The 25707-nt window shown below is 72.5% G+C and carries 18 protein-coding genes and 1 rRNA gene; all 19 read right to left on the reverse strand.

Annotation, left to right across the window (positions count from 1 at the left end; translation table 11 throughout):
• Nucleotides 1–95 precede the first annotated feature (95 nt).
• Nucleotides 96–1618, reverse strand: a 16S ribosomal RNA gene (locus tag ACZ5HG_RS11125).
• A 557-nt stretch (nucleotides 1619–2175) separates the two neighbouring features.
• Entirely contained in the window at nucleotides 2176–2688 is a 513-nt protein-coding gene (locus ACZ5HG_RS11130) for a mycothiol transferase (protein ID WP_464176179.1), read from the reverse strand.
• A gap of 83 nt (nucleotides 2689–2771) precedes the next feature.
• Nucleotides 2772–3410, reverse strand: a complete 639-nt coding sequence (locus ACZ5HG_RS11135; RefSeq protein WP_464176181.1) for an SRPBCC family protein — start codon at nucleotides 3408–3410, stop codon at nucleotides 2772–2774.
• Nucleotides 3411–3544: 134 nt separating this feature from the next.
• On the reverse strand, nucleotides 3545–4975 hold the full coding sequence (gene pyk, locus ACZ5HG_RS11140; RefSeq protein WP_464176183.1) for a pyruvate kinase: 1431 nt from the start codon (nucleotides 4973–4975) through the stop codon (nucleotides 3545–3547).
• Between the two features lie 335 nt (nucleotides 4976–5310).
• Entirely contained in the window at nucleotides 5311–6792 is a 1482-nt protein-coding gene (locus tag ACZ5HG_RS11145; RefSeq protein ID WP_464176185.1) for a glutamate synthase subunit beta, read from the reverse strand.
• The gene (gene gltB, locus ACZ5HG_RS11150) at nucleotides 6785–11356 is read right to left on the reverse strand and encodes a glutamate synthase large subunit (RefSeq protein WP_464176187.1); all 4572 of its coding nucleotides are present in this window, start codon (nucleotides 11354–11356) and stop codon (nucleotides 6785–6787) included. Before gltB ends, ACZ5HG_RS11145 begins: the two co-directional genes overlap by 8 nt.
• Nucleotides 11357–11504: 148 nt before the next feature.
• On the reverse strand, nucleotides 11505–12380 hold the full coding sequence (gene lgt, locus ACZ5HG_RS11155; RefSeq protein WP_464176189.1) for a prolipoprotein diacylglyceryl transferase: 876 nt from the start codon (nucleotides 12378–12380) through the stop codon (nucleotides 11505–11507).
• Nucleotides 12380–13207, reverse strand: coding sequence for a tryptophan synthase subunit alpha (gene trpA, locus ACZ5HG_RS11160; RefSeq protein ID WP_464176191.1), 828 nt, complete (start codon nucleotides 13205–13207; stop codon nucleotides 12380–12382). The genes lgt and trpA overlap by 1 nt, the downstream gene beginning before the upstream one ends.
• Entirely contained in the window at nucleotides 13204–14487 is a 1284-nt protein-coding gene (gene trpB, locus ACZ5HG_RS11165) for a tryptophan synthase subunit beta (protein WP_464182143.1), read from the reverse strand. Before trpB ends, trpA begins: the two co-directional genes overlap by 4 nt.
• Nucleotides 14488–14545: 58 nt before the next feature.
• Nucleotides 14546–15361 carry an indole-3-glycerol phosphate synthase TrpC gene (trpC, locus tag ACZ5HG_RS11170; RefSeq protein WP_464176193.1) on the reverse strand — a complete coding sequence of 272 codons (816 nt, stop codon included), beginning with the start codon at nucleotides 15359–15361 and terminating at the stop codon, nucleotides 14546–14548.
• A 209-nt stretch (nucleotides 15362–15570) separates the two neighbouring features.
• The gene (locus ACZ5HG_RS11175; protein WP_464176195.1) at nucleotides 15571–16011 is read right to left on the reverse strand and encodes a DUF2752 domain-containing protein; all 441 of its coding nucleotides are present in this window, start codon (nucleotides 16009–16011) and stop codon (nucleotides 15571–15573) included.
• Nucleotides 16012–16013: 2 nt separating this feature from the next.
• Nucleotides 16014–16559 carry a DUF4190 domain-containing protein gene (locus ACZ5HG_RS11180; RefSeq protein WP_464176197.1) on the reverse strand — a complete coding sequence of 182 codons (546 nt, stop codon included), beginning with the start codon at nucleotides 16557–16559 and terminating at the stop codon, nucleotides 16014–16016.
• 105 nt (nucleotides 16560–16664) lie between these two features.
• Nucleotides 16665–17003, reverse strand: coding sequence for an HGxxPAAW family protein (locus ACZ5HG_RS11185; protein ID WP_464176201.1), 339 nt, complete (start codon nucleotides 17001–17003; stop codon nucleotides 16665–16667).
• A 44-nt stretch (nucleotides 17004–17047) separates the two neighbouring features.
• Complete coding sequence (locus ACZ5HG_RS11190) at nucleotides 17048–17803, reverse strand: Trp biosynthesis-associated membrane protein (RefSeq protein WP_464176203.1); 756 nt, start codon at nucleotides 17801–17803, stop codon at nucleotides 17048–17050.
• Between the two features lie 26 nt (nucleotides 17804–17829).
• On the reverse strand, nucleotides 17830–19437 hold the full coding sequence (locus ACZ5HG_RS11195; RefSeq protein WP_464176205.1) for an anthranilate synthase component I: 1608 nt from the start codon (nucleotides 19435–19437) through the stop codon (nucleotides 17830–17832).
• Complete coding sequence (gene hisI / locus ACZ5HG_RS11200; protein WP_464176207.1) at nucleotides 19434–19847, reverse strand: phosphoribosyl-AMP cyclohydrolase; 414 nt, start codon at nucleotides 19845–19847, stop codon at nucleotides 19434–19436. Before hisI ends, ACZ5HG_RS11195 begins: the two co-directional genes overlap by 4 nt.
• A gap of 126 nt (nucleotides 19848–19973) precedes the next feature.
• The gene (locus ACZ5HG_RS11205; RefSeq protein ID WP_464176209.1) at nucleotides 19974–21917 is read right to left on the reverse strand and encodes an ABC transporter ATP-binding protein; all 1944 of its coding nucleotides are present in this window, start codon (nucleotides 21915–21917) and stop codon (nucleotides 19974–19976) included.
• Nucleotides 21914–23821: an ABC transporter ATP-binding protein gene (locus ACZ5HG_RS11210; protein WP_464176211.1), complete on the reverse strand. Its 1908-nt coding sequence runs from the start codon at nucleotides 23819–23821 to the stop codon at nucleotides 21914–21916. The genes ACZ5HG_RS11205 and ACZ5HG_RS11210 overlap by 4 nt, the downstream gene beginning before the upstream one ends.
• A gap of 215 nt (nucleotides 23822–24036) precedes the next feature.
• Nucleotides 24037–25527 (reverse strand): 30S ribosomal protein S1, encoded by a 1491-nt coding sequence (rpsA, locus tag ACZ5HG_RS11215; RefSeq protein WP_464176213.1) that lies wholly within the window; start codon nucleotides 25525–25527, stop codon nucleotides 24037–24039.
• Between the last annotated feature and the right edge of the window lie 180 nt (nucleotides 25528–25707).

Consider the following 25707-nt stretch of genomic DNA (forward strand, 5'->3'; position numbering starts at 1 on the left):
ATGAGCACCACCCCAGACGCGAACGGCCTGAGCATGGTCTCTGCACACCCCCCTGAGCCACTACAGCATCAGGGGCGATGTCAGAAGCTCCTTAGAAAGGAGGTGATCCAGCCGCACCTTCCGGTACGGCTACCTTGTTACGACTTAGTCCCAATCGCCAGTCCCACCTTCGACGGCTCCCCCCACAAGGGTTGGGCCACCGGCTTCGGGTGTTACCGACTTTCGTGACTTGACGGGCGGTGTGTACAAGGCCCGGGAACGTATTCACCGCAGCGTTGCTGATCTGCGATTACTAGCGACTCCGACTTCATGGGGTCGAGTTGCAGACCCCAATCCGAACTGAGACCGGCTTTTTGGGATTCGCTCCACCTCGCGGTATCGCAGCCCTTTGTACCGGCCATTGTAGCATGCGTGAAGCCCAAGACATAAGGGGCATGATGATTTGACGTCATCCCCACCTTCCTCCGAGTTGACCCCGGCAGTCTCCTATGAGTCCCCACCATCACGTGCTGGCAACATAGGACGAGGGTTGCGCTCGTTGCGGGACTTAACCCAACATCTCACGACACGAGCTGACGACAACCATGCACCACCTGTACACCGACCTTGCGGGGCAACCATCTCTGGAAGTTTCCGGTGTATGTCAAGCCTTGGTAAGGTTCTTCGCGTTGCATCGAATTAATCCGCATGCTCCGCCGCTTGTGCGGGCCCCCGTCAATTTCTTTGAGTTTTAGCCTTGCGGCCGTACTCCCCAGGCGGGGCACTTAATGCGTTTGCTGCGGCACGGAACTCGTGGAATGAGCCCCACACCTAGTGCCCAACGTTTACGGCATGGACTACCAGGGTATCTAATCCTGTTCGCTCCCCATGCTTTCGCTCCTCAGCGTCAGTTGCGGCCCAGAGACCTGCCTTCGCCATCGGTGTTCCTCCTGATATCTGCGCATTCCACCGCTACACCAGGAATTCCAGTCTCCCCTACCGCACTCTAGTCTGCCCGTACCCACTGCAAGCCCGAGGTTGAGCCTCGAGTTTTCACAGCAGACGCGACAAACCGCCTACGAGCTCTTTACGCCCAATAATTCCGGACAACGCTTGCGCCCTACGTATTACCGCGGCTGCTGGCACGTAGTTAGCCGGCGCTTCTTCTGCAGGTACCGTCACTTGCGCTTCTTCCCTGCTGAAAGAGGTTTACAACCCGAAGGCCTTCATCCCTCACGCGGCGTCGCTGCATCAGGCTTGCGCCCATTGTGCAATATTCCCCACTGCTGCCTCCCGTAGGAGTCTGGGCCGTGTCTCAGTCCCAGTGTGGCCGGTCGCCCTCTCAGGCCGGCTACCCGTCGTCGCCTTGGTAGGCCATCACCCCACCAACAAGCTGATAGGCCGCGAGCCCATCCCTGACCGATAAATCTTTCCAGACGCATCAGATGCCTGAACGTCACATATCCAGTATTAGACCTCGTTTCCAAGGCTTATCCCAGAGTCAGGGGCAGGTTACTCACGTGTTACTCACCCGTTCGCCACTGATCCAGCGAAGCAAGCTCCACCTTCACCGTTCGACTTGCATGTGTTAAGCACGCCGCCAGCGTTCGTCCTGAGCCAGAATCAAACTCTCCGTAAATGTCTACATGGCAACCACCCACCGAAGCAGGCGATCCACCGACACACGAAACGACCCACCACCGCTGGCGATGACGGATCAGTCAAATTCGGCTTGATTATGAGAACCAACCCCGACGGAAGTAGAGGTCAGTCCTCAGTCAAAGCCAAGACCCACCACTTGAAGCAACCCTCCCCGAACGGGAAAGACCACCCGAGCGATGAACCATCTTGGCATCAACTACTAGGCACACTGTTGAGTTCTCAAAGAACAGACGCGCATCCCCGCTCAACGGCTCTCACCGCTTCGCACCGGAGGCTGCCATTCAATCCTACCAGACATTTCCCGGCCCGTTTCCCACCGTTTCACCGGAAAGAAAACAACCAACAAATGCCATCCCAGCACGCACCGTACCGGGCACACCGAAATGCGCCACACGATGCTACAGGGAGTGGCCGCTCCCCGGGACCAGCCACCACGGTTCGATCCGCGTTGTCCGTTCCTCCCTGGCGGGGCGACTCGGAGAACATTACGCGGACGTTTCGCCCGACGTCAACTCGGCGGTCACCCGCCCGTCATCAGGGGCGACGGGCGCGCAGCAGGCCGCGGACGAACGCTGCCTGACCGGCGTGCTGCACCGCGTCGTCCAGGACGCTGACCAGGCGCACGCCCCGGGTCACCGGCGGGTCCCAGCGGGGGTCGACCACCTCGTCCAGCGCGGCGTCGGTCAGGGAGCGCACGTACGTGAGCGAGGCCGCGGTGGCGGCGTGGGCGTAGCCGACGAGCAGGTCCGCCGGCGCCCGGACGAGGGCCACCTGCTCGGGCGTGTGCCCGTAGCCGTGCTCGGCGTCCTCCAGCGGCAGGCCGAAGCGGGCGGCCCACCCGTCGGCGGTCCAGACCTCGGCGTTCTCGGACAGCGCGGCGACCTGGGCGTCCTGCTCCCGGGCCAGGTGCCAGAGCAGCCAGGCGATCGTGTTGGCCTCCGGACCCACCCGTTCGGCGAGCTGGTCCTCGGTCAGGCCTGCGACGGCACGCCGCACCAGGTCGTCCAGCCGTCCGAACCCCTCGGTCAGCACCTGCACGCCGTCCACGCCCGCTCCCCTCGATCTCGGCGGCCCCGGCGGGTCGCCTGTCCTCCCACCGTCCCACCACCACGGCGGATCGGCGCGTCGGCTCAGGCGCGGGAGGCCTCGGCGCGGTCACGGATGCCGCGGAGCATGCCGGTGGACATCAGCAGGCTGATCCATTCGGCCACCTCGACGACGGGACGCGCCGAGGGACGCAGGAAGGCGTAGCGCTCGCGCACCACCAGCCGCGTGCTGCCCTCCACCGGCCCCGGGCGCAGCACGAAGGACCACACGAAGTCGAAGGGCATGGAGTCCTCGGCCTCGGACATCGGCACACCACCGGCGAGGACGAGGGCGGACCCGGGATCAGCGTGCACGACCTCGAGGCCTACCTGCTCGGCGAGGTGCACCCGGTCCCCCACCGCGATCTGCTGCCACTCCGGGACGATCCGGTCGGCGCTGTGGATGCCGAGGCCGACCAGGTTCTCCAGGGCGTCGTAGGTGTAGAAGCCGCCCCGCCCCTGCCCGAGCTGGGCGAGCCACGGCCACACGTCCTGCGCGGTGGCGTGCACGGTGATCGCGCGGGTGGCGACCAGGTCGGCGTGCGGCAGGCGGTCGTCGCCGGGCAGGGTGCGCGCCACCTCGTCCTGGCGGGCGCCCCAGCGCAGCGACTGCTGACGGAGCAGCGCGTAGCCGACCCCGATCGCGGCGGCGGTGGTCAGGGTGCGCAGCAGACGGTGGCTCATGTCCGCCATCGGACCACGCCACGCTGTGCGCTCACCAGGGCCGTCGGTCCCGAGGCCGCCACCGACGGTCACCGCACGCGCGAGGGCCCCCGTGACCGGGTGGTCACGGGGGCCCTCGAGGAGAGCGTGCTGCGTCAGGCGATGCGGCCCGTGGCCTCGTCACCGATCTTGTGGACGACGACCGAGTTGGTGGAGCCCACCACGCCGACCGGGGTGCCCGCGACGACGACGACGTAGTCGCCGACCTCGGCCAGGCCCTGCGCGCGGAGCGTGGACTCGACCTGCGCGACCATCTGGTCGGTGCTCTCGACCTGCGGCACCTCGTAGGTCTGCGTGCCCCAGCTCAGCGACAGGGTGTTGCGGACCGAGGTCTGCGGGGTGAAGGCCAGCAGCGGGATCGAGGAGCGCAGCCGCGACATGCGGCGGGCCGAGTCACCGGACTGCGTGAAGGTGACCAGGTACTTGACGCCCAGGGTCTCGCCGATCTCGGCGGCGGCACGGGTGATGGCACCACCGCGGGTGTGCGGGGTCGAGCCGAGCGGCGCGATGCGCTCGCGACCGAGCTCCTCGGTGGCCTCGATGATCCGGGCCATGGTGCGGACCGTCTCGATCGGGTACTCGCCCACGCTGGTCTCGCCGGACAGCATGACCGCGTCGGCACCGTCGAGCACCGCGTTGGCGCAGTCGGAGGTCTCGGCGCGGGTCGGGCGCGGGTTGTTGGTCATGGACTCGAGCACCTGGGTGGCGACGATGACCGGCTTGGCCATGCGACGGGCCATCTCGACCGCGCGCTTCTGGACCAGCGGCACCTGCTCGAGCGGCAGCTCGACGCCCAGGTCGCCACGGGCGACCATGATGCCGTCGAAGGCGTCCACGATCTCGGCCAGGGCCTCGACGGCCTGCGGCTTCTCGACCTTGGCGATGACCGGGACGACCCGGCCCTCCTCCTCCATGATCCGGCGGACGTCGTCGTAGTCGGCGGCGTTGCGGACGAAGGACAGGGCGATGATGTCCGCGCCGGTGCGCAGGGCCCAGCGCAGGTCCTCCTCGTCCTTCTCCGACATGGCGGGGACGGACACGGCGACACCGGGCAGGTTGATGCCCTTGTTGTTGGAGACCGGGCCGGCGACCTCGACGCGGGTGACGACGCGCGGGCCCTCGACGGCGGTGACGCGGACCAGCACACGGCCGTCGTCGATCAGCAGCGGGTCGCCGACGCGGGCGTCGTTCGGCAGGCCCTTGTGGGTGGTGGAGACGAGCTCCTTGGTGCCCGGGACGTCCTCGGTGGTGATCGTGAAGGTGTCGCCCACCTCGAGGTAGTGCTTGCCCTCGACGAAGCGGCCCAGACGGATCTTCGGCCCCTGGAGGTCGACAAGCACCGCGACCGAGCGGCCAGAGGCCTTGGCCGCCGCGCGCACGTTGTCGTACACGCGCTGGTGCACCTCGGTGTCGCCGTGGCTGCGGTTCAGACGCGCCACGTCCATCCCGGCGTCGACAAGGGCCTGGATCTGCTCGGCGGACTCCGTGGCGGGGCCGATGGTGCAGACGATCTTCGCTCTACGCATGGGGAACAGCCTAGGCCTTTCGTGATGGTCGGTCCCGGTGCCGAACGTCCCGACGGGCGGCGCGCCCTGTCGAGGTCCTGACGATCGGTGCGGGTCGGTGCGTGCGTGCGGACGGTTGCGCCGGTCGCCGCGACGTGCGGGTCCGGACGTCCCCGTCGGACGAAGTCTACGCAGGAGCCGCTGCCCCGCCCTCACCGCGTCCACCCGGACGCGCCGACGGCGCGGGGCGGATGCGTGTGCACCCACCCCGCGCCGTCCGATCTGCGGGACCTACGTCCTCGCCGTCGCGCGTGCACCGCGCCCGCGCGGCACGCGTCCGCACCCGCGCGACCACCTCAGGCGCGCAGCGCGACCGTCCCCGCGGCGACCGGGGCCGGCAGCTCGGTGGCGCCGGTGAGGTACGTGTCCACCGCGGCCGCGGCCGCACGCCCCTCGGCGATGGCCCAGACGATGAGCGACTGGCCGCGCCCCGCGTCGCCGGCGACGAACACGCCGGGCTGGGAGGTCGCGAAGTCGTCGCCCCGCGCCACGGTGCCCCGCCGGGTCAGGTCGACGCCGGTCTGCTCGACCAGCTCGGCGGTCTCCGGGCCGGTGAAGCCCATGGCGATCAGCACCAGGTCGGCGGGGACGTCGCGCTCGGTGCCCGCGGTGGGCTCGCGACGGCCGTCCGGCAGGTACTCGGTGGTGGCCAGGCGCAGGGAGCGCACCTGCCCGTCCTCGTCGCCGAGGAACGCGACGGTCGACGCCAGGAACGCGCGCTCGCCGCCCTCCTCGTGCGAGGAGGAGACCTCGAAGACGACCGGGTCGGTCGGCCACGGCTGGGAGGCCGGGCGCGAGGTCGGCGGCTTCTTGCCGATCGCGAGGGTGGTCACCGAGGCGGCGCCCTGGCGCAGGGCGGTGCCGACGCAGTCGGAGCCGGTGTCGCCGCCGCCGATCACGATCACGTGCTTGCCGGCGGCGTCGATCGGGTCGGCGACCGGCTTGCCCGCGACCTGCGCGTTGGAGCGGTGCAGGTAGTCCATCGCGGGGTGGATGCCGGCCAGCTCGCGCCCGGGCAGCGGCAGCTCGCGCGGGACGGTCGAGCCGGTGGCGACCACGACGGCGTCGTAGCGCGCGCGCAGCTGCGCCCAGGTGAGGTCACGGCCGATCTCGACGCCGGCGCGGAACCGGGTGCCCTCGGCCTCCATCTGCTCCAGGCGGCGGTCGATGTGCCGCTTCTCGAGCTTGAAGTCCGGCACGCCGTAGCGCAGCAGGCCACCGATCGCGTCGTCCCGCTCGTAGACGGCCACGGTGTGACCGGCCCGGGTGAGCTGCTGGGCGGCCGCCAGGCCGGCGGGGCCGGAGCCGACCACCGCGACGGTGTGCCCGGTGAGCCGCTGCGGCACCTGCGGCACCACGAACCCGCGGTCGAAGGCCTCGTCGATGATCGAGACCTCGACGTTCTTGATCGTGACCGCCGGCTGGTTGATGCCGAGCACGCAGGCCGACTCGCACGGCGCCGGGCAGATCCGCCCGGTGAACTCCGGGAAGTTGTTCGTCGCGTGCAGCCGCTCGATCGCCTCGGCCCACTGGCCGCGCCACACCAGGTCGTTCCACTCGGGGATGAGGTTCCCCAGCGGGCAGCCGTTGTGGCAGAACGGCACGCCGCAGTCCATGCAGCGGCCGGCCTGGGTGTGCAGCAGCACGGCGGCGTCCGGGTCGGTCTGCACGGAGCGGTGCTCGTGCACCTCGCGCCAGTCCATCAGGCGCAGGGCGATCGGCCGGTTGGCGGGCAGCTCCCGCTCGCGGACCTTCAGGAACCCACGGGGGTCAGCCACGTGCCACCTCCAGGATGCTCTCCCACACACCGGGTGCGGTCGGGTCGAGCCCGTCGGCCTCGGCCTGCGCCAGGGCGACGCGCACGCGGGCGTACTCGCGGGGCTGCACACGGGTGAGCCGGGCGCGGGTGCCCTCGGGGTCGGTCAGCAGCTCGGCGGCCACGCGGGAGCCGGTCTCGTCCAGGTGCCGGTGCAGCAGGTCGAGCACCAGCGCCATCTCCTCGTCGTCCAGCGGGTCGAGGCCGAGCTCGCCGGACTCCAGGGACTGCACGTTGACGCGCTCGCGCTTGAGGTCGAGCACGAAGGCGCTGCCGCCGGACATGCCCGCCGCGAAGTTGCGGCCGGTGCGGCCGAGCACCAGGACGGTGCCGCCGGTCATGTACTCGCAGCCGTGGTCGCCCACGCCCTCGACGACCAGCGTCGCGCCGGAGTTGCGCACGCCGAACCGCTCGCCGACCACCCCGCGCAGGAACATCTCGCCGGAGGTGGCGCCGTAGCCGATCACGTTGCCGGCGATCACGTTGTGCTCGCCGCTCAGCACGGCGTTGCGGTCCGGGCGGACCACGATCCGGCCGCCGGACAGGCCCTTGCCGACGTAGTCGTTGGCGTCGCCCTCCAGGCGCAGCGTGATGCCGCGCGGCAGGAAGGCGCCGAAGGACTGGCCACCGGAGCCGGTGAGCACGACCTCGATCGTGCCGTCCGGCAGGCCCTCGCCGCCGTACCGGCGGGTGACCTCGTGGCCGAGCATGGTGCCGACGGTGCGGTTGACGTTGCGCACCGGCAGCTCGATCCGCACCGGGCGGGCGTCCTCCAGGGCGTCGGACGCCAGCGCGATGAACTGGTTGTCCAGCGCGCGGTCGAGGCCGTGGTCCTGGTCGTGCACGTGGTGCAGGGAGGACCCGGGGACCGGCTCGGGCAGGGCGAGCACCGGCGAGAGGTCGAGCCCCTCCGCCTTCCAGTGGTCCACGGCGGCGCGGGTGTCGAGCAGCTCGACGCGGCCGACGGCCTCCAGCAGGGTCCGGAAGCCCAGCTCGGCGAGGATCTCGCGCACCTCCTGCGCGATGAACTCGAAGAACGTGACCACGAACTCGGGCTTGCCGGTGAACCGCTCGCGCAGCTCGGGGTTCTGGGTGGCGACGCCGACCGGGCAGGTGTCCTGGTGGCAGACGCGCATCATGATGCAGCCCGAGACCACCAGCGGCGCGGTGGCGAAGCCGAACTCCTCGGCGCCGAGCAGCGCGCCGACCACCACGTCGCGACCGGTCTTGAGCTGGCCGTCGACCTGCACCACCACGCGGTCGCGCAGGTTGTTCAGCACCAGGGTCTGCTGGGTCTCGGCCAGGCCGATCTCCCACGGGGTGCCCGCGTGCTTGAGGCTGGTCAGCGGGGACGCGCCGGTGCCGCCGTCGTGGCCGGCGATCAGCACCACGTCGGAGTGCGCCTTGGCGACACCGGCGGCCACGGTGCCGACACCGAACTCGGAGACGAGCTTGGTGTGGATCCGGGCCTTCGGGTTCGCGTTCTTGGCGTCGTGGATCAGCTGCGCCAGGTCCTCGATCGAGTAGATGTCGTGGTGCGGCGGCGGCGAGATCAGGCCGACGCCGGGCGTCGAGTGCCGGGTGCGCGCGACCCACGGGTACACCTTCGGGCCGGGCAGCTGACCGCCCTCGCCGGGCTTGGCGCCCTGGGCGAGCTTGATCTGGATGTCGTCGGCGAAGGTCAGGTACTCGCTGGTGACGCCGAAACGGCCCGACGCGATCTGCTTGATCGCGGAGCGGCGCTCGGGGTCGTGCAGGCGCTCCGGGTCCTCGCCGCCCTCACCGGTGTTCGACTTCGCGCCGATCCGGTTCATGGCGATGGCCAGCGTCTCGTGCGCCTCCATCGAGATGGAGCCGTAGGACATCGCGCCGGTGGAGAACCGCTTGACGATCTCGCTGACCGGCTCGACCTCGTCGATCGGGACCGGGGTGCGCGCGCCGTCCTTGAACGTCAGCAGGCCGCGCAGCGTCATCAGGCGCTCGGACTGGTCGTTGACCCGCGCGGTGTAGGAGCGGAACACGTCCATCTGCCGGGTGCGGGTGGAGTGCTGGAGCCGGAACACCGTCTCGGGGTCGAACAGGTGGTCCTCGCCGTCCCGGCGCCACTGGTACTCGCCGCCGGTGGTGAGGCGACGGTGCGCCAGGCGGTTGCCGCTGGCCGGGTAGGCGTCGGCGTGCCGCGCGGCGACCTCCGCCGCGACGACGTCCAGGCCGATGCCGCCGAGCCGGCTGGTGGTGCCGGTGAAGTAGCGCTCGACCAGGGCCTGCGACAGGCCGATGGCCTCGAAGACCTGCGCGCCCCGGTAGGAGGCGATGGTGGAGATGCCCATCTTGGACATGACCTTGAGCACGCCCTTGCCCAGCGCCTTGATCAGGTTCTTCACCGCCTGCTCCGGGCTGACGCCCGCCAGGTAGCCGGAGGTGGCGAGGTCCTCGACGGACTCCATCGCCAGGTACGGGTTGACCGCGGCGGCGCCGTAGCCGATCAGCAGCGCGACGTGGTGCACCTCGCGGACGTCTCCGGCCTCGACCACCAGCGACACCTGCGTGCGGGTGTGCCGGCGCAGCAGGTGGTGGTGCACGGCGGACAGCAGCAGCAACGACGGGATCGGGGCGCGGTCGGCGTCGCCGTCCCGGTCGGAGAGCACGATGAAGCTGACGCCCTCGGCGACCGCCTGGTCGACCTGGGCGAAGATCTCCTCCAGGCGCTGCTCCAGCGCCTCGCCGCCGCCGTCGACCTTGTACAGGCCGCGCACGATCACCGCACGGAAGATCCCGGCCATCGCGGGGTCGCGGTCGACCTTGACGATCTTGGCCAGGCCGTCGTTGTCGAGCACCGGGAACGGCAGCACGAGCTTGCGGGCGTGCAGCGGCGTGTCCTCGAGCAGGTTCGGCTCCGGGCCGATCGCGCCACCGATCGAGGTGACGAGCTCCTCGCGGATCGCGTCCAGCGGCGGGTTGGTGACCTGCGCGAACATCTGCGTGAAGTAGTCGAACAGCAGGCGCGGGCGGCTGGACAGCACCGCGACCGGGGTGTCGGAGCCCATGGCGCCCAGCGGCTCGGCACCGGTGGCGCCCATCGGGGTCAGGATGACCTTGAGCTCCTCCTCGGTGTACCCGAAGGCGCGCTGGCGGCGGCGCACGGAGGCGGTGGAGTGCGCGATGTGCTCGCGCTCGGGCAGCTGCTCCAGGTACACGGAGTTCTCGCGCACCCACTCGGCGTAGGGACGCTGCGCGGCGAGCTGCGCCTTGATCTCGTCGTCCTCGACGATCCGGCCCTGGCCGGTGTCGACCAGGAACATCCGGCCCGGCTCCAGGCGGCCCTTGCGGACGATCGTCGCGGGGTCGAGGTCGAGCACGCCGGCCTCGGAGGCCATCACGACCAGGCCGTCCTCCGTGACCCAGAACCGGCCGGGGCGCAGGCCGTTGCGGTCCTGCACGGAGCCGATCAGGGTGCCGTCGGTGAAGGACATGGCCGCCGGGCCGTCCCACGGCTCCATCAGCGTGGCGTGGTACTCGTAGAACGCGCGGCGGGCCGGGTCCATCTGGGCGTGGTTCTCCCACGCCTCCGGGATCATCATCATCACGGCGTGCGGCAGCGACCGCCCCGCGAGGTGCAGCAGCTCGAGCACCTCGTCGAAGGAGCCGGAGTCCGAGCCGCCCGGGGTGCACACCGGCAGCAGCGGCGACAGGTCGCCCAGCAGCTCGTGCTGGAGGGTGCCCTCGCGGGCGGCCATCCAGTTGCGGTTGCCGCGCACGGTGTTGATCTCGCCGTTGTGCGCCACCATCCGGAACGGCTGCGCGAGCGGCCAGGACGGGAAGGTGTTGGTGGAGAAGCGCGAGTGCACCAGGGCGAGCTCGGAGGCGTAGCGCGGGTCCGACAGGTCCGCGAAGAACGGCTCGAGCTGCCCGGTGGTCAGCATGCCCTTGTAGGTGAGCGTGCGGGCCGACAGGGAGGCGAAGTAGATCCCGAGCTCGCGCTCGGCACGCTTGCGCAGCCGGAACGCCCGGCGGTCCAGGTCGACGCCCGCGAGCTCGCGGGACGGGTCGGCCACGACCAGCTGGCGGAAGAACGGCATCGAGGCGCGGGCGGTGGGGCCGACCAGGTCGGCGGTCACCTGCACGTCGCGCCAGGCGAGCACGTCGAGCTTCTCCTCGGCGGCGATGGCCTCGACCGCGCGCACGGCGGCGGCGCGCTCGTCCTCGCCGGACGGCAGGAAGGCCATGCCGATCGCGTAGCGGCCGACCGGCGGCAGTTCGGCGTCGACCACGTCGCGCAGGAACGCGTCCGGGATCTGCGTGAGGATGCCGGCGCCGTCGCCGGAGTTCTCCTCGGCGCCGACCGCGCCGCGGTGGTCCAGGTTGAGCAGCGCGGTCAGGCCGGCGTCGACGATGTCGCGGCCGGGGGTGCCGCGCAGCGTCGCCACGAAGGCGAAGCCGCAGGCGTCGTGCTCCGCGGCCGGGTCGTACAGCCCGGAGGCGGTCCGCTCCGTCACGGCGGGGGCACCGTGGGGTGTCGCGGGCATCAGCACCGTCCTCACGACCCGGGTGGGTCTGACTCGATCTGTGGGGGGCTGGGACGTCATCGGCCCGGGCGTGTGGCGGAACGATACATGCCGGAAACACTGGCACCGTTCTCGCATCGAGTGAGGTGGGTCACACGCGGACCCGCGGTCAGCGGGTGCTGTCGTGCTCCGCCACCTCGTCGTCCTGAGCCGTCGTGCCGGCCGTCAGGAGGGTGGTGGTCTCGCGTCCAGGATGACGACGTCCGACGACGACGAACGCTACCAGCGCGCCGAGGCCCACGATGATCGACGTCCACACGTTGATCCGCAGCCCCAGGAACGTGTTCGCGGGGTCGATCCGGACCAGCTCGATCCAGAGCCGGCCGGTGGTGTAGACGACCACGTAGAGCCAGAACACGCGGCCGTGACCGAGCCGCCAACGACGGTCGAGCCAGATGATCAGCGCGGCGCCGGCGAGGTTCCACAGCAGCTCGTAGAGGAACGTCGGGTGGAACAGCGTGCCGGACTCGAAGCCGGCGGGCAGGTGCGCGTCGTCGATCTGCAGGCCCCACGGCAGCGTGGTCGGGCCGCCGAACAGCTCCTGGTTGAACCAGTTGCCGAGCCGGCCGACCGCCTGCGCGATCAGCAGCCCGGGGGCCAGCGCGTCCGCGAACACCGGGAAGGACACGCCGAGCCGACGGCAGCCGATGTACGCACCGACCGCACCGAGCGCGACGGCACCCCAGATGCCGAGGCCGCCCTCCCAGATCGCGAAGGCCTTCCACGGGTCGCCGCCCTCGCCGAAGTACGCCGCCGGCGAGGTGATGACGTGGTAGAGCCGCCCGCCGACGATGCCGAAGGGCACCGCCCAGAAGGTGATCTCGAGGACCTGGTCGGGGTCTCCCCCGCGCTCGCGCCACCGTCGCTGGGTGAGCAGCACGGCGATCACGATGCCGGCGAGGATCGCGAAGGCGTAGGCGCGCAGCGGCACCGGACCGAGGTACCAGACGCCCTCGGCGGGGCTCGGGATGGCGGCGGGGATCATCACGACCCCGACCCCTGTGCGACGACGCGTCGTGCACCCCTCACGCCGTCGGCCAGACCCGCCGCGACACCGGCCAGCGCGTCCAGACCGGACCGCTCGTCCGGGGCGTCGGCCAGCGCCCGCACCAGGGCGGAGCCCACGATCACCCCGTCCGCGTAGCGCGCGATGTCGGCGGCCTGCTCCGGGCGCGAGACGCCCAGGCCGACGCAGACGTGCTCGGCACCGGCGGCGCGGGTGTCGGCCACCAGCTGCTCGGCGCGGTCGCCGACGGTGGTCCGCTCCCCCGTGACGCCCATCGTGGAGGCGGCGTAGACGAAGCCGCGCGAGGCGGCGGCGGTCATGGCCAGCCGCTCCGGCGTGGACGACGGCGCGACCAGGAAGACGCGGTCGAGACCGGTGGCCTCGGAGGCGGCGATCCAGTCGGCGCCCTCGTCCGGGATCAGGTCCGGGGTGATCAGCCCGGCACCGCCGGCGGCGGCCAGATCACGGGCGAAGGCGTCCACGCCGTAGCGCAGCACCGGGTTCCAGTAGGTCATCACCAGGACCGGCGCGCCGGTGGCGGCGATCTGCTCGACCGCCCCGAAGACCTCACGCACCCGCGTGCCGCCGGCCAGCGACCGCTCCACGGCGTGCTGGATGGTCGGGCCGTCCATCACCGGGTCCGAGTACGGCAGACCGAGCTCGACCACGTCCACGCCCGCCTCGACCATGGTGGTCGCGGCGCGCACCGAGGCGGCGACGTCGGGGAAGCCGAGCGGCAGGTAGCCGACCAGGGCGGCACGGCCCTCCGCCCGCAGGCGGTCCAGGGTGGTCGCGGTCGCGCTCACAGCTGCTCTCCCTCGCTCGCCTGCACCACGGGCTCGTCCTCGATCAGGCCGAACCACGCCGCGGCGGTCGCCACGTCCTTGTCACCACGCCCGGACAGGTTCACCAGGATCACCGGCTCGCTGCCGTCCGCCGGCGCCCAGGTGGCCGCCTCACGACCGAGCTGGATCGCACCGGCCAGCGCGTGCGCGGACTCGATCGCCGGGATGATGCCCTCCGTGCGGCAGAGCAGCCGGAAGGCCTCCATCGCCTCGTCGTCGGTGACCGGGCGGTACTCGGCGCGGCCGATGTCGTGCAGCCACGCGTGCTCGGGGCCGACGCTCGGGTAGTCCAGGCCCGCCGACACCGAGTGGCTGGGCAGGGTCTGGCCGTCCTCGTCCTGGAGCAGGTAGGAGCGGGTGCCCTGGAGCACGCCGGGCAGGCCGCCGCTGAACCGCGAGGCGTGCCGGCCGGAGTCGATCCCCTCGCCGCCGGCCTCGAAGCCGAACAGGCGGACCGCCGGGTCGTCCAGGAAGGCGTTGAAGATGCCCATGGCGTTCGAGCCGCCGCCCACGCAGGCCGCGACGGCGTCCGGCAGCCGGCCGATCTCGGCGGCGAGCTGGGCCTTGGCCTCCTCGCCGATCAGCTTGTGGAAGTCGCGGACCATCTCCGGGAACGGGTGCGGGCCGGTGACCGTGCCGAGCAGGTAGTGCGTGGAGTCGACGTTCGCGACCCAGTCGCGCAGCGCCTCGTTGATCGCGTCCTTGAGGGTGCGCGAGCCGATCGACACCGGGATCACCTCGGCGCCGAGCAGCCGCATCCGCGCGACGTTCAGCGCCTGGCGCCGGGTGTCCTCCTCGCCCATGTAGACCACGCACTCGAGGTCGAGCAGGGCGGCGGCGGTGGCGGTGGCGACGCCGTGCTGACCGGCACCGGTCTCCGCGATCACCCGGGTCTTGCCCATGCGCTTGACCAGCAGGGCCTGGCCGAGCACGTTGTTGATCTTGTGCGAGCCGGTGTGGTTGAGGTCCTCGCGCTTGAGGAAGACGCGCACGCCCTCGGCCACGTGCGCGGCGAAGCGGGGCACCTCGGTCAGCGGGCTCGGGCGCCCGGTGTACGTGCGGTGCAGCCGGGCCAGCTCGGCGCCGAAGGTCGGGTCGGCCAGCGCCTTGTGGAACTCGGTGTCGAGCTCGTCCAGGGCCGCCACCAGCGCCTCGGGGACGAACCGTCCGCCGAAGTCGCCGAAGTAGGGGCCCGCGTGCGTGGCCAGCGGCCCGCCGCCCGTCAGCGCCGGGGGCGTGATCCCGCCGCGCGCCGTCCGATCCTCGGTCACCGGTTCCTCCTCGTGCTGCTGGGTGCTGCTACTGGCGGACCTGGCGCAGCGACGGGTGCGAGCCCGCCGCCACCAGGTCGGCCACCGACTGACGCGGCGCGTCGTCGGTGACCAGGGCCTCGCCCACCAGCACCGCGTCGGCGCCGGCCCGGGCGTAGTCCATGACGTCGTGCGGGCCGCGCACGCCGGACTCGGCGACGTGCACCACGTCGCTCGGGATCGAGGGGGCGACGCGGGCGAAGGTGCCGCGGTCGACCTCGAGGGTCTTGAGGTTGCGGGCGTTCACGCCGACGATCCGGGCACCGGCGTCCACCGCGCGGGCGACCTCCTCGGCGTCGTGCACCTCGACCAGGGCGGTCATGCCGAGGGAGTGCACCCGCTCCACCAGCGAGGTCAGCACGGTCTGCTCCAGCGCCGCCACGATCAGCAGCACCAGGTCGGCGCCGTGCGCGCGCGCCTCCCACACCTGGTACGGCGTGACCACGAAGTCCTTGCGCAGCACCGGGATGTCCACGGCGGCGCGCACCGAGTCGAGGTCGGCGAGGCTGCCCTTGAACCGGCGCTGCTCGGTGAGCACGGAGATGACGGACGCGCCGCCCTTCTCGTACTCGGCGGCCAGCGCGGCCGGATCGGTGATCGCGGCCAGCGCGCCCTTGCTCGGGCTGGACCGCTTGACCTCGGCGATCACGGTGACGGCGTCCTCCAGCCGCAGCCGCGAGACGCACTCCTTGGCCTCCGGCACCCGGGCGGCGCGCTCCTTCAGGGCGCTCAGCGGCGTGGCCGCCTCGCGCACCGCGAGGTCCTCGCGGACTCCCGCGACGATGTCGTCCAGAACAGTAGCCATCGACGCCTCATCTCCCCCGTGCTCGGACCTCGGCGCACCCGAGGTGCGGTGGCCCCAGGGACCTCCGGCCGACGGTTGCGGCCCCCACGCCCCGGGCGAGGGCCACCGTCGACCACCTCGGCCATCGTAGAGGCGCGCGGCGACAGGTCCGACCACGGGACCAGCCGGTGGGACCGGGCGCGGTCCGGCGGCGGTCCGAGGGCGGTGGCTCAGGGGGCCAGCCAGGGGGCGAGCGCCGGGACGTTGCGCAGCAGGGAGTAGGCGACCACGACCACGCCGAGCAGCACCGCGGTGCCGGCCGAGGGGGCGGCGGTCGGCCTCCCGCGCCACGACCGTGCGGCCCAGCGCGCCCACAGCGCCACCAGCACCGGGACCACGAGCACCCAGAGCGGGTTCATCGACCACGCCCCGGCGAGGTCGCCGACCAGCAGGTCGTGCGTGGCCCGCAGGCCGCCGCAGCCAGCGCAGTACCGGCCGGTCAGGGCGTAGAGCGGGCAGACGCCCCAGGACCCGGGGCTGTGCGGGTCGACGGCGACCAGCGCCACGGCGCCCGCCGCGACGACCCCCGCGACCAGCAACGGGCCACGGGCGGCGTGCAGGCGGGCGACGACGCCCGGCGAGGACGTCCGGGTCCCCGCCGGGCTCGTCATGCTCAGGACCCGGAGAGGTCGAGCGTGTCCATGTACCAGGCCAGGCCGCCGAAGCCGAACAGCCAGACCAGGCTGAGCACGCCGAGGACGATCGAGACCCAGCCCAGGACGATGCCGGCGGTGGCCATGCCGCCGTTGTTGGCCTCGCCGCGCGCGACGGCCTTCTTGGCGTTGTTGCCGACGATGACCGCCGGGATGCCGGTGAGGAAGCCGCAGCTCAGCACGAAGGCCGCGATGCCGAGCACCAGCGACCAGATCGCGAGGCTGTTCTTCGGGTAGCCGTAGACCGGGCCGCCGTAGGGCTGGCCCTGGTAGGCGGGGTACGCCGGCGCCTGACCGTAGGGCTGCTGCCCGTACGGCTGCTGGCCGTATGGCTGGTCGGCGGGCTGGCCCTGCTGGCCGTACTGCGGGTAGCCGCCCGGCTGCGGGGCACCGCTCGGGTCCTGCGGGGCGTACTGGCCGTACTGCGGCTGAGCCGGCTGCTCGGGCTGGCCCGGCTGCTGCTGCGGCTGACCGTAGGGGTCGGAGGGCGGGTTCGGGGTGGACATCGGCTGTCTCCTCGTCACGGGTGCGTCAGCCCAGGCTAGCGGCCGGCACCGACGGCGGGCAGGGGTGGTCCACGGCGGCCCGCCGGGACGACCGCGGCCGAGGGATCAGTGGCCGTGCGCCCCGGCGGTCAGGCGGGAACCGCCCTTGCCGTAGCCGAGCACCGCCATCACCTTGCCGACGACGACGCCGAGCACGACCACGCCGAGACCGGCCCAGAAGAGCCAGACGGTCGCGAAGATCATCGCGAGCGCCGCGAGCAGCGCACCGACCAGGACCACGTAGGTGGTCGTCCACGCGGCCGGCGTGCGGCCGTGGTTGGTCGGCGGGGCCGTCGGGGGCAGCCGCAGGGACTCCATGCGCGGGGTGTGCTGCACCGCGGAGGCACCCGGCCGCGCCACCGGGGTGGTGCGGGCGACGGAGGCGGGCACGGTCTGCTCGGCCATCGGAGAACCTTTCTGACGAGGTGTCGTCACCTTAGCCGACGCGGTCAGGTCGGGTCGTCCCCACGGCTGAGCGCGTCCCAGGTGGCGCGCTCGTCGTCGGGCGTCGGAGCGGGCGCGGCGGAGGGTGCGGGCTCGGCGGGCGCCGGCTCGGCGGCGGGATCGGGCCCGGCGCCCGGGGCGGGACGCGGGTCGGGACGCGCCGGGTCGGTGGGACCGGGGCCGTCGATCGCGGCGCCGTCGGCCGTGCCACCGGCGGCCGCGCCCGCTGGACCGGAGTCCGCGGTGCCGGTCGACAGGCTGCCCGCGGACGCACTGCCGAGCGTCGTGCCTGCGCTCGCGCCCGCGCGCTCGTGCCGGGACGACGGCGGGGCCCAGCGCGCCGAGGCACGGGCGAGCGCCACCGCGGCGAGCACCACGAGCACGCCCAGCACCGCGACCACCAGCGGCCACACGGCCACCACCGGGTCGTCGACCAGGCGGGCCACCCCCGTGCGGTCGGCGGCCAGCCGCTCGGCGGTCGTGCGGGCACCGCTGCGCGCCGCCAGCGCCGAGGAGGTGACGAGCACACCCGCCCCGGCGACCACCAGCACCACCACCCAGCGCCCGAACCGACCGACCAGGCCGACCGCACCGGCGGCGGCCAGCAGCACCAGCGCGGCCGCGACCACGCCCGGCGCCGCCTGCGAGCCGCTGACCGCCACCGCGACGTCCCCGGTGACCGGCGCGGTCGCGGTGGCGGTCACCCAGGTCGGCAGGGCGCTGAGCCCGACCACCCCCGCGAGCAGGAGCAGCAGCACCACCCAGCGACCACGGGCGCGCGGGGCCATCAGCCCGCGGCCGGCCGGTGCAGGCGCGAGGCGAGCTGGACGGCCCGCACCGCGGCGGCGGCCTTGTCCCGCGACTCGCGGTACTCGGCGTCGGGCACGGAGTCGGCGACGATCCCGGCGCCGGCCTGCACGCTGGCCCGGCCGTCCCGGATCAGCGCCGTGCGGATCGCGATCGCCATGTCCATGTCACCGGCCAGGTCGAAGTAGCCGACCGTGCCGCCGTAGATGCCGCGACGGGCCGGCTCGATCTGGTCGATCAGGGCGATGGCGCGCGGCTTCGGCGCGCCCGACAGCGTGCCCGCCGGGAAGGTGGCACGCAGCGCGTCCAGGGCGGTCGCCCCGGCCCGCATCCGACCGACCACCGTCGAGCAGATGTGCATGATGTGGCTGAACCGGCGCACCGCCATGAACTCGACCACCTCGACCGACGCCGGCTCGCAGACCTTGACCAGGTCGTTGCGGGACAGGTCGACCAGCATCAGGTGCTCGGCGCGCTCCTTGGGATCGGCCATCAGCGCGTCGTGCAGCGCCCGGTCCTCCTCGGGGGTGGCGCCGCGCGGGCGGGAACCGGCGATCGGGAACGTGGTGACGTGCCCCCGGTTGACCTTGACCAGCGTCTCCGGGCTGGAGCCGACGATCGCGAAGTCGTGGCCGACGGCGTCCTGGAGCTGGAGGTAGTACATGTACTGGCTGGGGTTGATCGTGCGCAGGGCGCGGTAGACGTCCAGCGGCTCCGCCGGGCAGTCCAGGTCGAGGCGCTGGGAGAGCACCACCTGGAACACCTCGCCGTCCCGGATCGCCTCCTGACCGGTCGCGACCGCCTGCTCGTACTCCTCGCGGGTGGAGCGGAACTCCAGCTCGGGCACCTCGACGTCGCCGAGCACGGCCACGTCCGAGGCCACCGGCGCCGCCAGGGCCGCCTGCATCGCGTCCAGCCGCGCCACCGCGTCGGCATGCGCCTCGTCCACCCGCGCGTCCGTGCCGTCGAAGTTGATCGCGTTGGCGATCAGCCACACCGAGCCGTCGTGGTGGTCGGTGACCGCGAGGTCCGAGGCCAGGCAGAGGGTCATCTCCGGCACGCCGAGCTCGTCGGGCGCCGACGCCGGCAGCGTCGGCTCCCAGTGCCGCACGACGTCCCAGCCCATCGAGCCGACCAGCCCGCCGGTCAGCGGGGGCAGCCCGGGCACGGCGGGGGTGCGCAGCACGCGCAGCGTGCCGTCGAGCACCTCGATCGGGTCACCGTCCTGCGGCACGCCCACCGGCACGTCGCCCGTCCACACCGCGCGGCCGTCCTGGACGGTCAGCGTCGCGCGGGACCGTACGCCGACGAAGGACCAGCGCGACCACGAGCCGTCCTGCTCGGCGGACTCCAGCACGAAGGTGCCCGGACGGCCCGCCGCCAGGCGCCGGTACAGCCCGACCGGGGTGATGTCGTCGGCCAGCAGCCGGCGGACCACCGGGATCACCCGACGGTCGGCCGCCAGCGTGCGGAAGTCCGCGACCGAGGGCCAGGTCTGACCCCAGGCGACGTCCACCGCGGCCACGCCGCCGGGCAGCGCGGGGCCGTCAGGGGTGGTGGCGGGGTGCTCGGCGGTCGGGGCGGTCATCGGGTCTCCTCCGGACGGGTGCCGACGACCGCGCCCAGCGATCCGCCGGCCTGGAAGCAGGTGCGGGTGCCGGTGTGGCACGCCGCGCCGACCTGGTCCACCCGCACGAGCAGGGCGTCGCCGTCGCAGTCCAGGTCCACCGACTGCACGAACTGGGCGTGGCCGGAGGTGTCGCCCTTGCGCCAGTACTCCTCGCGCGACCGGCTCCAGAACGTGACGCGACCGCTGGTCAGCGTGCGGTGCAGCGCCTCGTCGTCCATCCAGCCGACCATGAGGACCTCGCCGGTGTCGTGCTGCTGCACGACCGCGGCGACGAGGCCCGCGGCGTCGCGCTTGAGGCGCGCGGCCACGGCCGGGTCGAGGGCGGACGGGGTGCGGGGTGCCGGGGAGAGGGTGCCGGTGTCTGCCACCCGCCGATCCTCCCACGTGCGCGGGAGGGGCGTGGCGGGGCGTCCGCGGGGCGGCGCACGGCAGGGGCGCGCGCAGGCACGGCACCGCTCCGCGCGCGCCGGTGACCACCCAGCCGCCGGCCCGCGTCAGCGGGTCTGCGCCATCCACGCCTCGTGCATCCGCGCGTACACGCCGTCGGCGACCACCAGCTCGGCGTGCGGGCCGAACTCCACGACGCGGCCCGCGTCCACCACGACCACCAGGTCGGCGGCCTCCGCGGTGGACAGCCGGTGCGCGATGGTGATCGTGCTGCGCCCGGAGGTGAGCGAGTCCAGCGCGCGGGCGATCCGCACCTCGGTCGCCGGGTCGACGGCCGAGGTCGCCTCGTCCAGCACGAGCAGGTCGGCGTCGGCGAGGTAGGCGCGGGCCAGGGCCACGAGCTGCCGCTCCCCCGCCGACAGCGACTCGCCGCGCTGGCCGACCGGGGTGGTCAGGCCGCCGGGCAGCTCGGCGAGCCAGTCGGCCAGGCCGAGCTCGGTCAGGGCAGCGCGCAGCACGGCGTGCTCGTCGGCGGTGGTCGCTGCTGGTCCGGTGCCCGCTGCGTGCCCGGTGCCCGCTGCGTGTCCGGCGCCCACTGCGTGCCCGGTGCCCGCTGCACGCCCGGCACCCGGCCGGTGTCCCGCGCTCGGGCCGCGCCCGATGCCGGACTCGGTCTCTGGCTCGTCACGCAGACCGTAGGAGAGGTTCTCCGCCAGGGTCGTGTCGAAGAGGAAGCCCTCCTGCGGCACCATCACCACCCGGCGGCGCAGATCGGCCGGGCGCACGCGGCGCAGGTCGACGCCGTCCAGCAGCACCGCGCCGTGGGTCGGGTCCATCAGGCGGGTGACGAGCTTGGCGATCGTGGTCTTGCCGGAGCCGGTCGCCCCGACCACCGCCACCGACGCGCCGGCCGGCAGGTCGAGGTGCACGTCGTGCAGCACCGGCGGGCCAGCGGGGTAGGCGAAGCCGACGCCCTCCAGCCGCACGTGCGCGGGGCCGCGCGGCGAGGGCACGCCGTCCGCGCCCGGGTCGGCCACCTGCACCGGCGTGTCGATGATGCCGAGCACGCGCCGCCAGCCCGCGACCGCGTTCTGCAGCTCGTTGAGCACCTCGGTCGCCTGCTGCACCGGCCCGGTGAACAGCTGCACCAGGAAGAGGAACGCGAGCAGGGCGCCGACGGACAGGTCCCCCGCCACGCCCAGCGCGGTCCCGGCGACCACCACCACGGCCAGCACGAGGTTCGCGACCAGCACGCCGGAGGAGAACACCAGGGCGACGGTGTTCTGCGCGGTCACCTGCGCGTCGCGGGTGGCGGTGATCGAGGTGTCGATCTTGCGCTGCACCCGACGCTGCACGCCGTAGGCGCGGATGGTCTCGGCACCGACCACCGCCTCGGAGACCGCGCCCAGCATCGCGCCGACCCGCTCCCGCACCCGGGTGTAGGCCCGGTTGACCCGGCTCTGCAAGGGGCGCAGCGCGAACGCCAGCGGCAGGAAGCACGCCCAGACCAGCAGGGTGAGCTGCCAGGAGTAGATCGCCATCAGCACGGTCGCGACCAGCACCTGCAGCGTGGAGACGAGCAGCATGATCCCGCCCCACTGCACGAACAGCGAGATCGTGTCGACGTCCGAGGTCACCCGGGACACCAGCGACCCGCGCCGCTCGGTGTTCTGGGTCAGCACGGACAGGTCGTGCACGTGCCGGAACGCGCGCACCCGCAGCTCGGCGAGGCCGGCCTCCGAGGCACGGAACAGCCGCACGTTGACCAGCGCCGAGCACAGGCCGCCGGCCACCAGCGCGAGCACCGCGGCGGCGACCAGCAGCGCCACCCGGCGCACGTCCGGACCGCCCTCGGCGAGCACGCCGGAGTCGATCGTCTGCTGCACGGTCACCGGCACGACGACCTTGCCGACCGCCGCGAGCACGGCCAGCAGGAAGGTCAGCCCGATCCCCTGCACGAGCTGCGGGGACACCTGGACGCCTCGGCGCAGCGTGCCGAGCACGCCGAGCTGCTCGGTGGCGCCGAGGGTGTGGTCCGTCGCGGCGCTCATCGGGTGGCCTCCTCGAGGTCCAGGTCGTCGGGGTCGCCGTCGGCATCGGGGTCGTCCGCCGCGTCGGCGGCGCGGGCGGCCCGGCGGGCGGACTCCTGCTCGTAGGCGGTGGCCAGCTCGCGGTAGCCGGGGTCGCGGGCCAGCAGCTCGGCGTGGGTGCCGTGGTCGACCACGCGTCCGCCGGCGACGTGCAGCACCTCGTCGGCGAGCAGCACCGAGGACATCCGGTAGGCGACCAGCAGCACGGTCGGTCCGTCGCCCTGGGCCTCGCGCAGGCCGGTGAGCACCGCCTGCTCGACGCGTGGGTCAACGGCGGAGGTGGCGTCGTCCAGCACCAGCAGCCGGGGACGCCGCACCAGGGCGCGGGCGATGGCGAGCCGCTGGCGCTGCCCGCCGGACAGGTTGGAGCCTCGCTCGCCCAGCGGGGCGTCCAGGCCGCCGGGCAGGTCACGGACGACGCCGTCCACCCGCGCCAGGCGCAGCGCCTCCCACACCTGCGCGTCGCTCGGCGCGTCGGGGTCGCCGGCGTCCGCCAGCGTGACGTTGCCGCGCACGGTGTCCTCGAAGACGAAGGTCTGCTGGCCGACGAGCACCACCTGGTCGGTGAGGTCGTCCGGCCGCAGGTCCCGCACGTCCACGCCGTCCACCTCGACGGTGCCGGTGCTCGGGTCGGTGAGCCGGGGCACCAGGGAGACCAGGGTCGTCTTGCCGGAGCCGGTGGCGCCGACCACCGCGACCACGCGACCGGGGGCGACGTCGAGGTCGACGTCGCGCAGCAGGTCGATCTCCCCCGCGGCGGTGGGCACCCGCACGCCGACGCCGGACATCCGGAGCCGGGCGCCGTGCGCGGTGCGTGCCAGCGGCCGGTCCCCCGGAGCGAGCTCGCCCTCGGCGTCCAGCACCCGGGCCACCCGCTCGTGGCCGACCAGGCCGCGCGGCAGCTCGCCGAGCACCCAGCCGAAGGCGCGCACGGGCACCGCCATCAGCGTGAGCAGGTAGGCGGCCGAGACGATGTCGCCGGTGCCGACGGCCCCGGAGGACGCGCGGGCGACGCCGACCAGCAGCACCAGCAGCGTGCCGAGGTTCGGCAGCATGTCGATCACCGGGTCGAAGTAGGCGCGCACCACGCCGACGCGGACGTTCGCGGCGCGCAGCGCGTGCGCCTGGCCGGCGAAGCGGACCTCCTCGCGGTCCTCGGTGCCGAGCGACTTGACCAGCAGCGCCGCCTCGAAGGACTCGTGCGCGACGTCGGCGACCTCGGCGCGCAGCTCCTGCGCGCGCGTGGCCGCCGGTGACATCCGGCGCTGGAACACCAGGTTCGCCACCACCGCCGCCGGCAGCACCAGCAGCGCCGCCAGCGCGAGCCACACGTCGGTGGTGAGCAGCGCCACCGCCGCCACGCCGATCATCACGACGACGCCGAGGGCGAAGGGCAGAGGGTTGAACACGCCGGTGGCCGCCTCGACGTCCGCCGACGCGTTGGACAGCAGCTGACCGGTGGGGTGCCGACGGTGCCACGACATCGGCAGGCGCAGGTACTGGCGGGTCACGCCGCGCCGGAAGCCGGCCTGCTGGTCCGACACGCCGATGCCGGCCCACACGCGCCGGCCCGCGACGGACAGCGCCAGCGAGAGCGCGACCAGCGCCAGCACGCCCCCGGCGAGCCAGATCCGCCCCTGCGCCTGCTCCGAGCCGCCGATCGCCGGGACGACGACCTCGTCGGTGGCCCAGCCCAGCACCCGGCTGACCGCGACGGTCAGCGCGCCGAACAGGGCGGAGGTGCCGATCGCCAGCACGTAGGTGCGCGGCTGGGAGGCGATGCCCCGGCCGATCAGCAGCGCCGATCGACGCAGCACCGATCCGGTGAGCAGCGCAGGACGGCGCGGCGTGGGGCGCGGGGGCACAGCAGGACCTCGAATCAGCGGGCGGGTGGGTGGCGCGGTCCGGGACGACGCTCCGACGCTGTGCGCGGGCGGTGGACCTGTCGTCATCCTCGCACGGGCCACCGACACCGGGCCCGCCCATTCCGGCGACCCCGGGAACGCCGACGGGCCGGCCACCCGAGAGGGTGACCGGCCCGTGGGACCGATGCCGGGCGAGCCCGGCGGCGGCTACCTGCTCAGTTGCCGGTGAGCTTCTCGCGGAGCGCGGCCAGGGCCTCGTCCGACGCGAGCGTGCCGGTCGCCTCCTGGGCCGGGGCCGAGGAGTACGAGCTGGAGCTCGAGGTGGTCGAGGAGGACGAGACGGCGTCGCCGCCGCCCGCAGCCGCCTCGGCGTCCGCCTGCACGGCGTCGAGCACCTGCTTGCGGTGCGCCTCCCAGCGCTCGTGGGCCTTGGCGTACTGCGCCTCCCAGGCCTCGCGCTGGGTCTCGTAGCCCTCGAGCCACTCGTTGGTGGTCGGGTCGAAGCCCTCGGGGTACTTGTAGTTCCCCTCCTCGTCGTACTCCGCCGCCATGCCGTACAGGGCCGGGTCGAAGTCCTCGGAGGTCGGGTCGAAGCCCTCGTTCGCCTGCTTGAGCGACAGCGAGATGCGGCGACGCTCCAGGTCGATGTCGATGACCTTGACGAAGACGTCGTCGCCGACCTGGACGACCTGCTCCGGGATCTCGACGTGGCGCACGGCCAGCTCCGAGATGTGCACCAGGCCCTCGATGCCGTCCTCGACGCGCACGAACGCGCCGAAGGGGACGAGCTTGGTGACCTTGCCGGGGACGACCTGGCCGATGGCGTGCGTCCGGGCGAACGCCTGCCACGGGTCCTCCTGCGTCGCCTTCAGCGACAGGGAGACCCGCTCGCGGTCGAAGTCGACGTCCAGGACCTCGACCGTGACCTCCTGGCCGACCTCGACGACCTCGGACGGGTGGTCGATGTGCTTCCAGGACAGCTCGGAGACGTGCACGAGCCCGTCCACGCCGCCCAGGTCCACGAACGCACCGAAGTTGACGATCGAGGAGACGACACCGGGGCGCACCTGGCCCTTCTGCAGGGTCTGCAGGAAGGTGGAGCGGACCTCGGACTGGGTCTGCTCGAGCCAGGCACGGCGCGACAGGACCACGTTGTTGCGGTTCTTGTCGAGCTCGATGATCTTCGCCTCGATCTCCTTGCCGACGTACGGCTGGAGGTCGCGGACACGACGCATCTCGACGAGGGAGGCGGGCAGGAAGCCGCGCAGGCCGATGTCGAGGATGAGTCCACCCTTGACGACCTCGATGACGGTGCCGGTGACGACGCCGTCCTCCTCCTTGATCTTCTCGATCGTGCCCCAGGCGCGCTCGTACTGGGCGCGCTTCTTGGACAGGATCAGACGACCCTCCTTGTCCTCCTTCTGGAGGACGAGGGCCTCGACCTCGTCACCGACCTTGACGACCTCGCCCGGGTCCACGTCGTGCTTGATGGACAGCTCGCGGGACGGGATGACGCCCTCGGTCTTGTAGCCGATGTCGAGCAGGACCTCGTCGCGGTCCACCTTGACGATGGTGCCCTCGACGATGTCACCGTCGTTGAAGTACTTGATGGTGGCGTCGACGGCGGCGAGGAAGTCCTCGGCAGAACCGATGTCGTTGACAGCGACCTGCGGGGTGCCGGTCTTGGCGGGGGTGGAGATGCTCATGTAGGGATGGGCTCCGATGCGGACAGAACGTAGTGCGGACAGGGAGGGACCGGCACGCGAGGTCGCGTGACAGCCCGGGACAGCGGTGCGAACACCGGCGGGACGCTCCCCGGTGGTCCTCTCGGACCACACGCGGGCACGCCACACCGGCGACTACCCTACCGACCCCCATGACAGCGG

Source organism: Cellulomonas sp. GTC20042 (genome assembly GCF_055389595.1).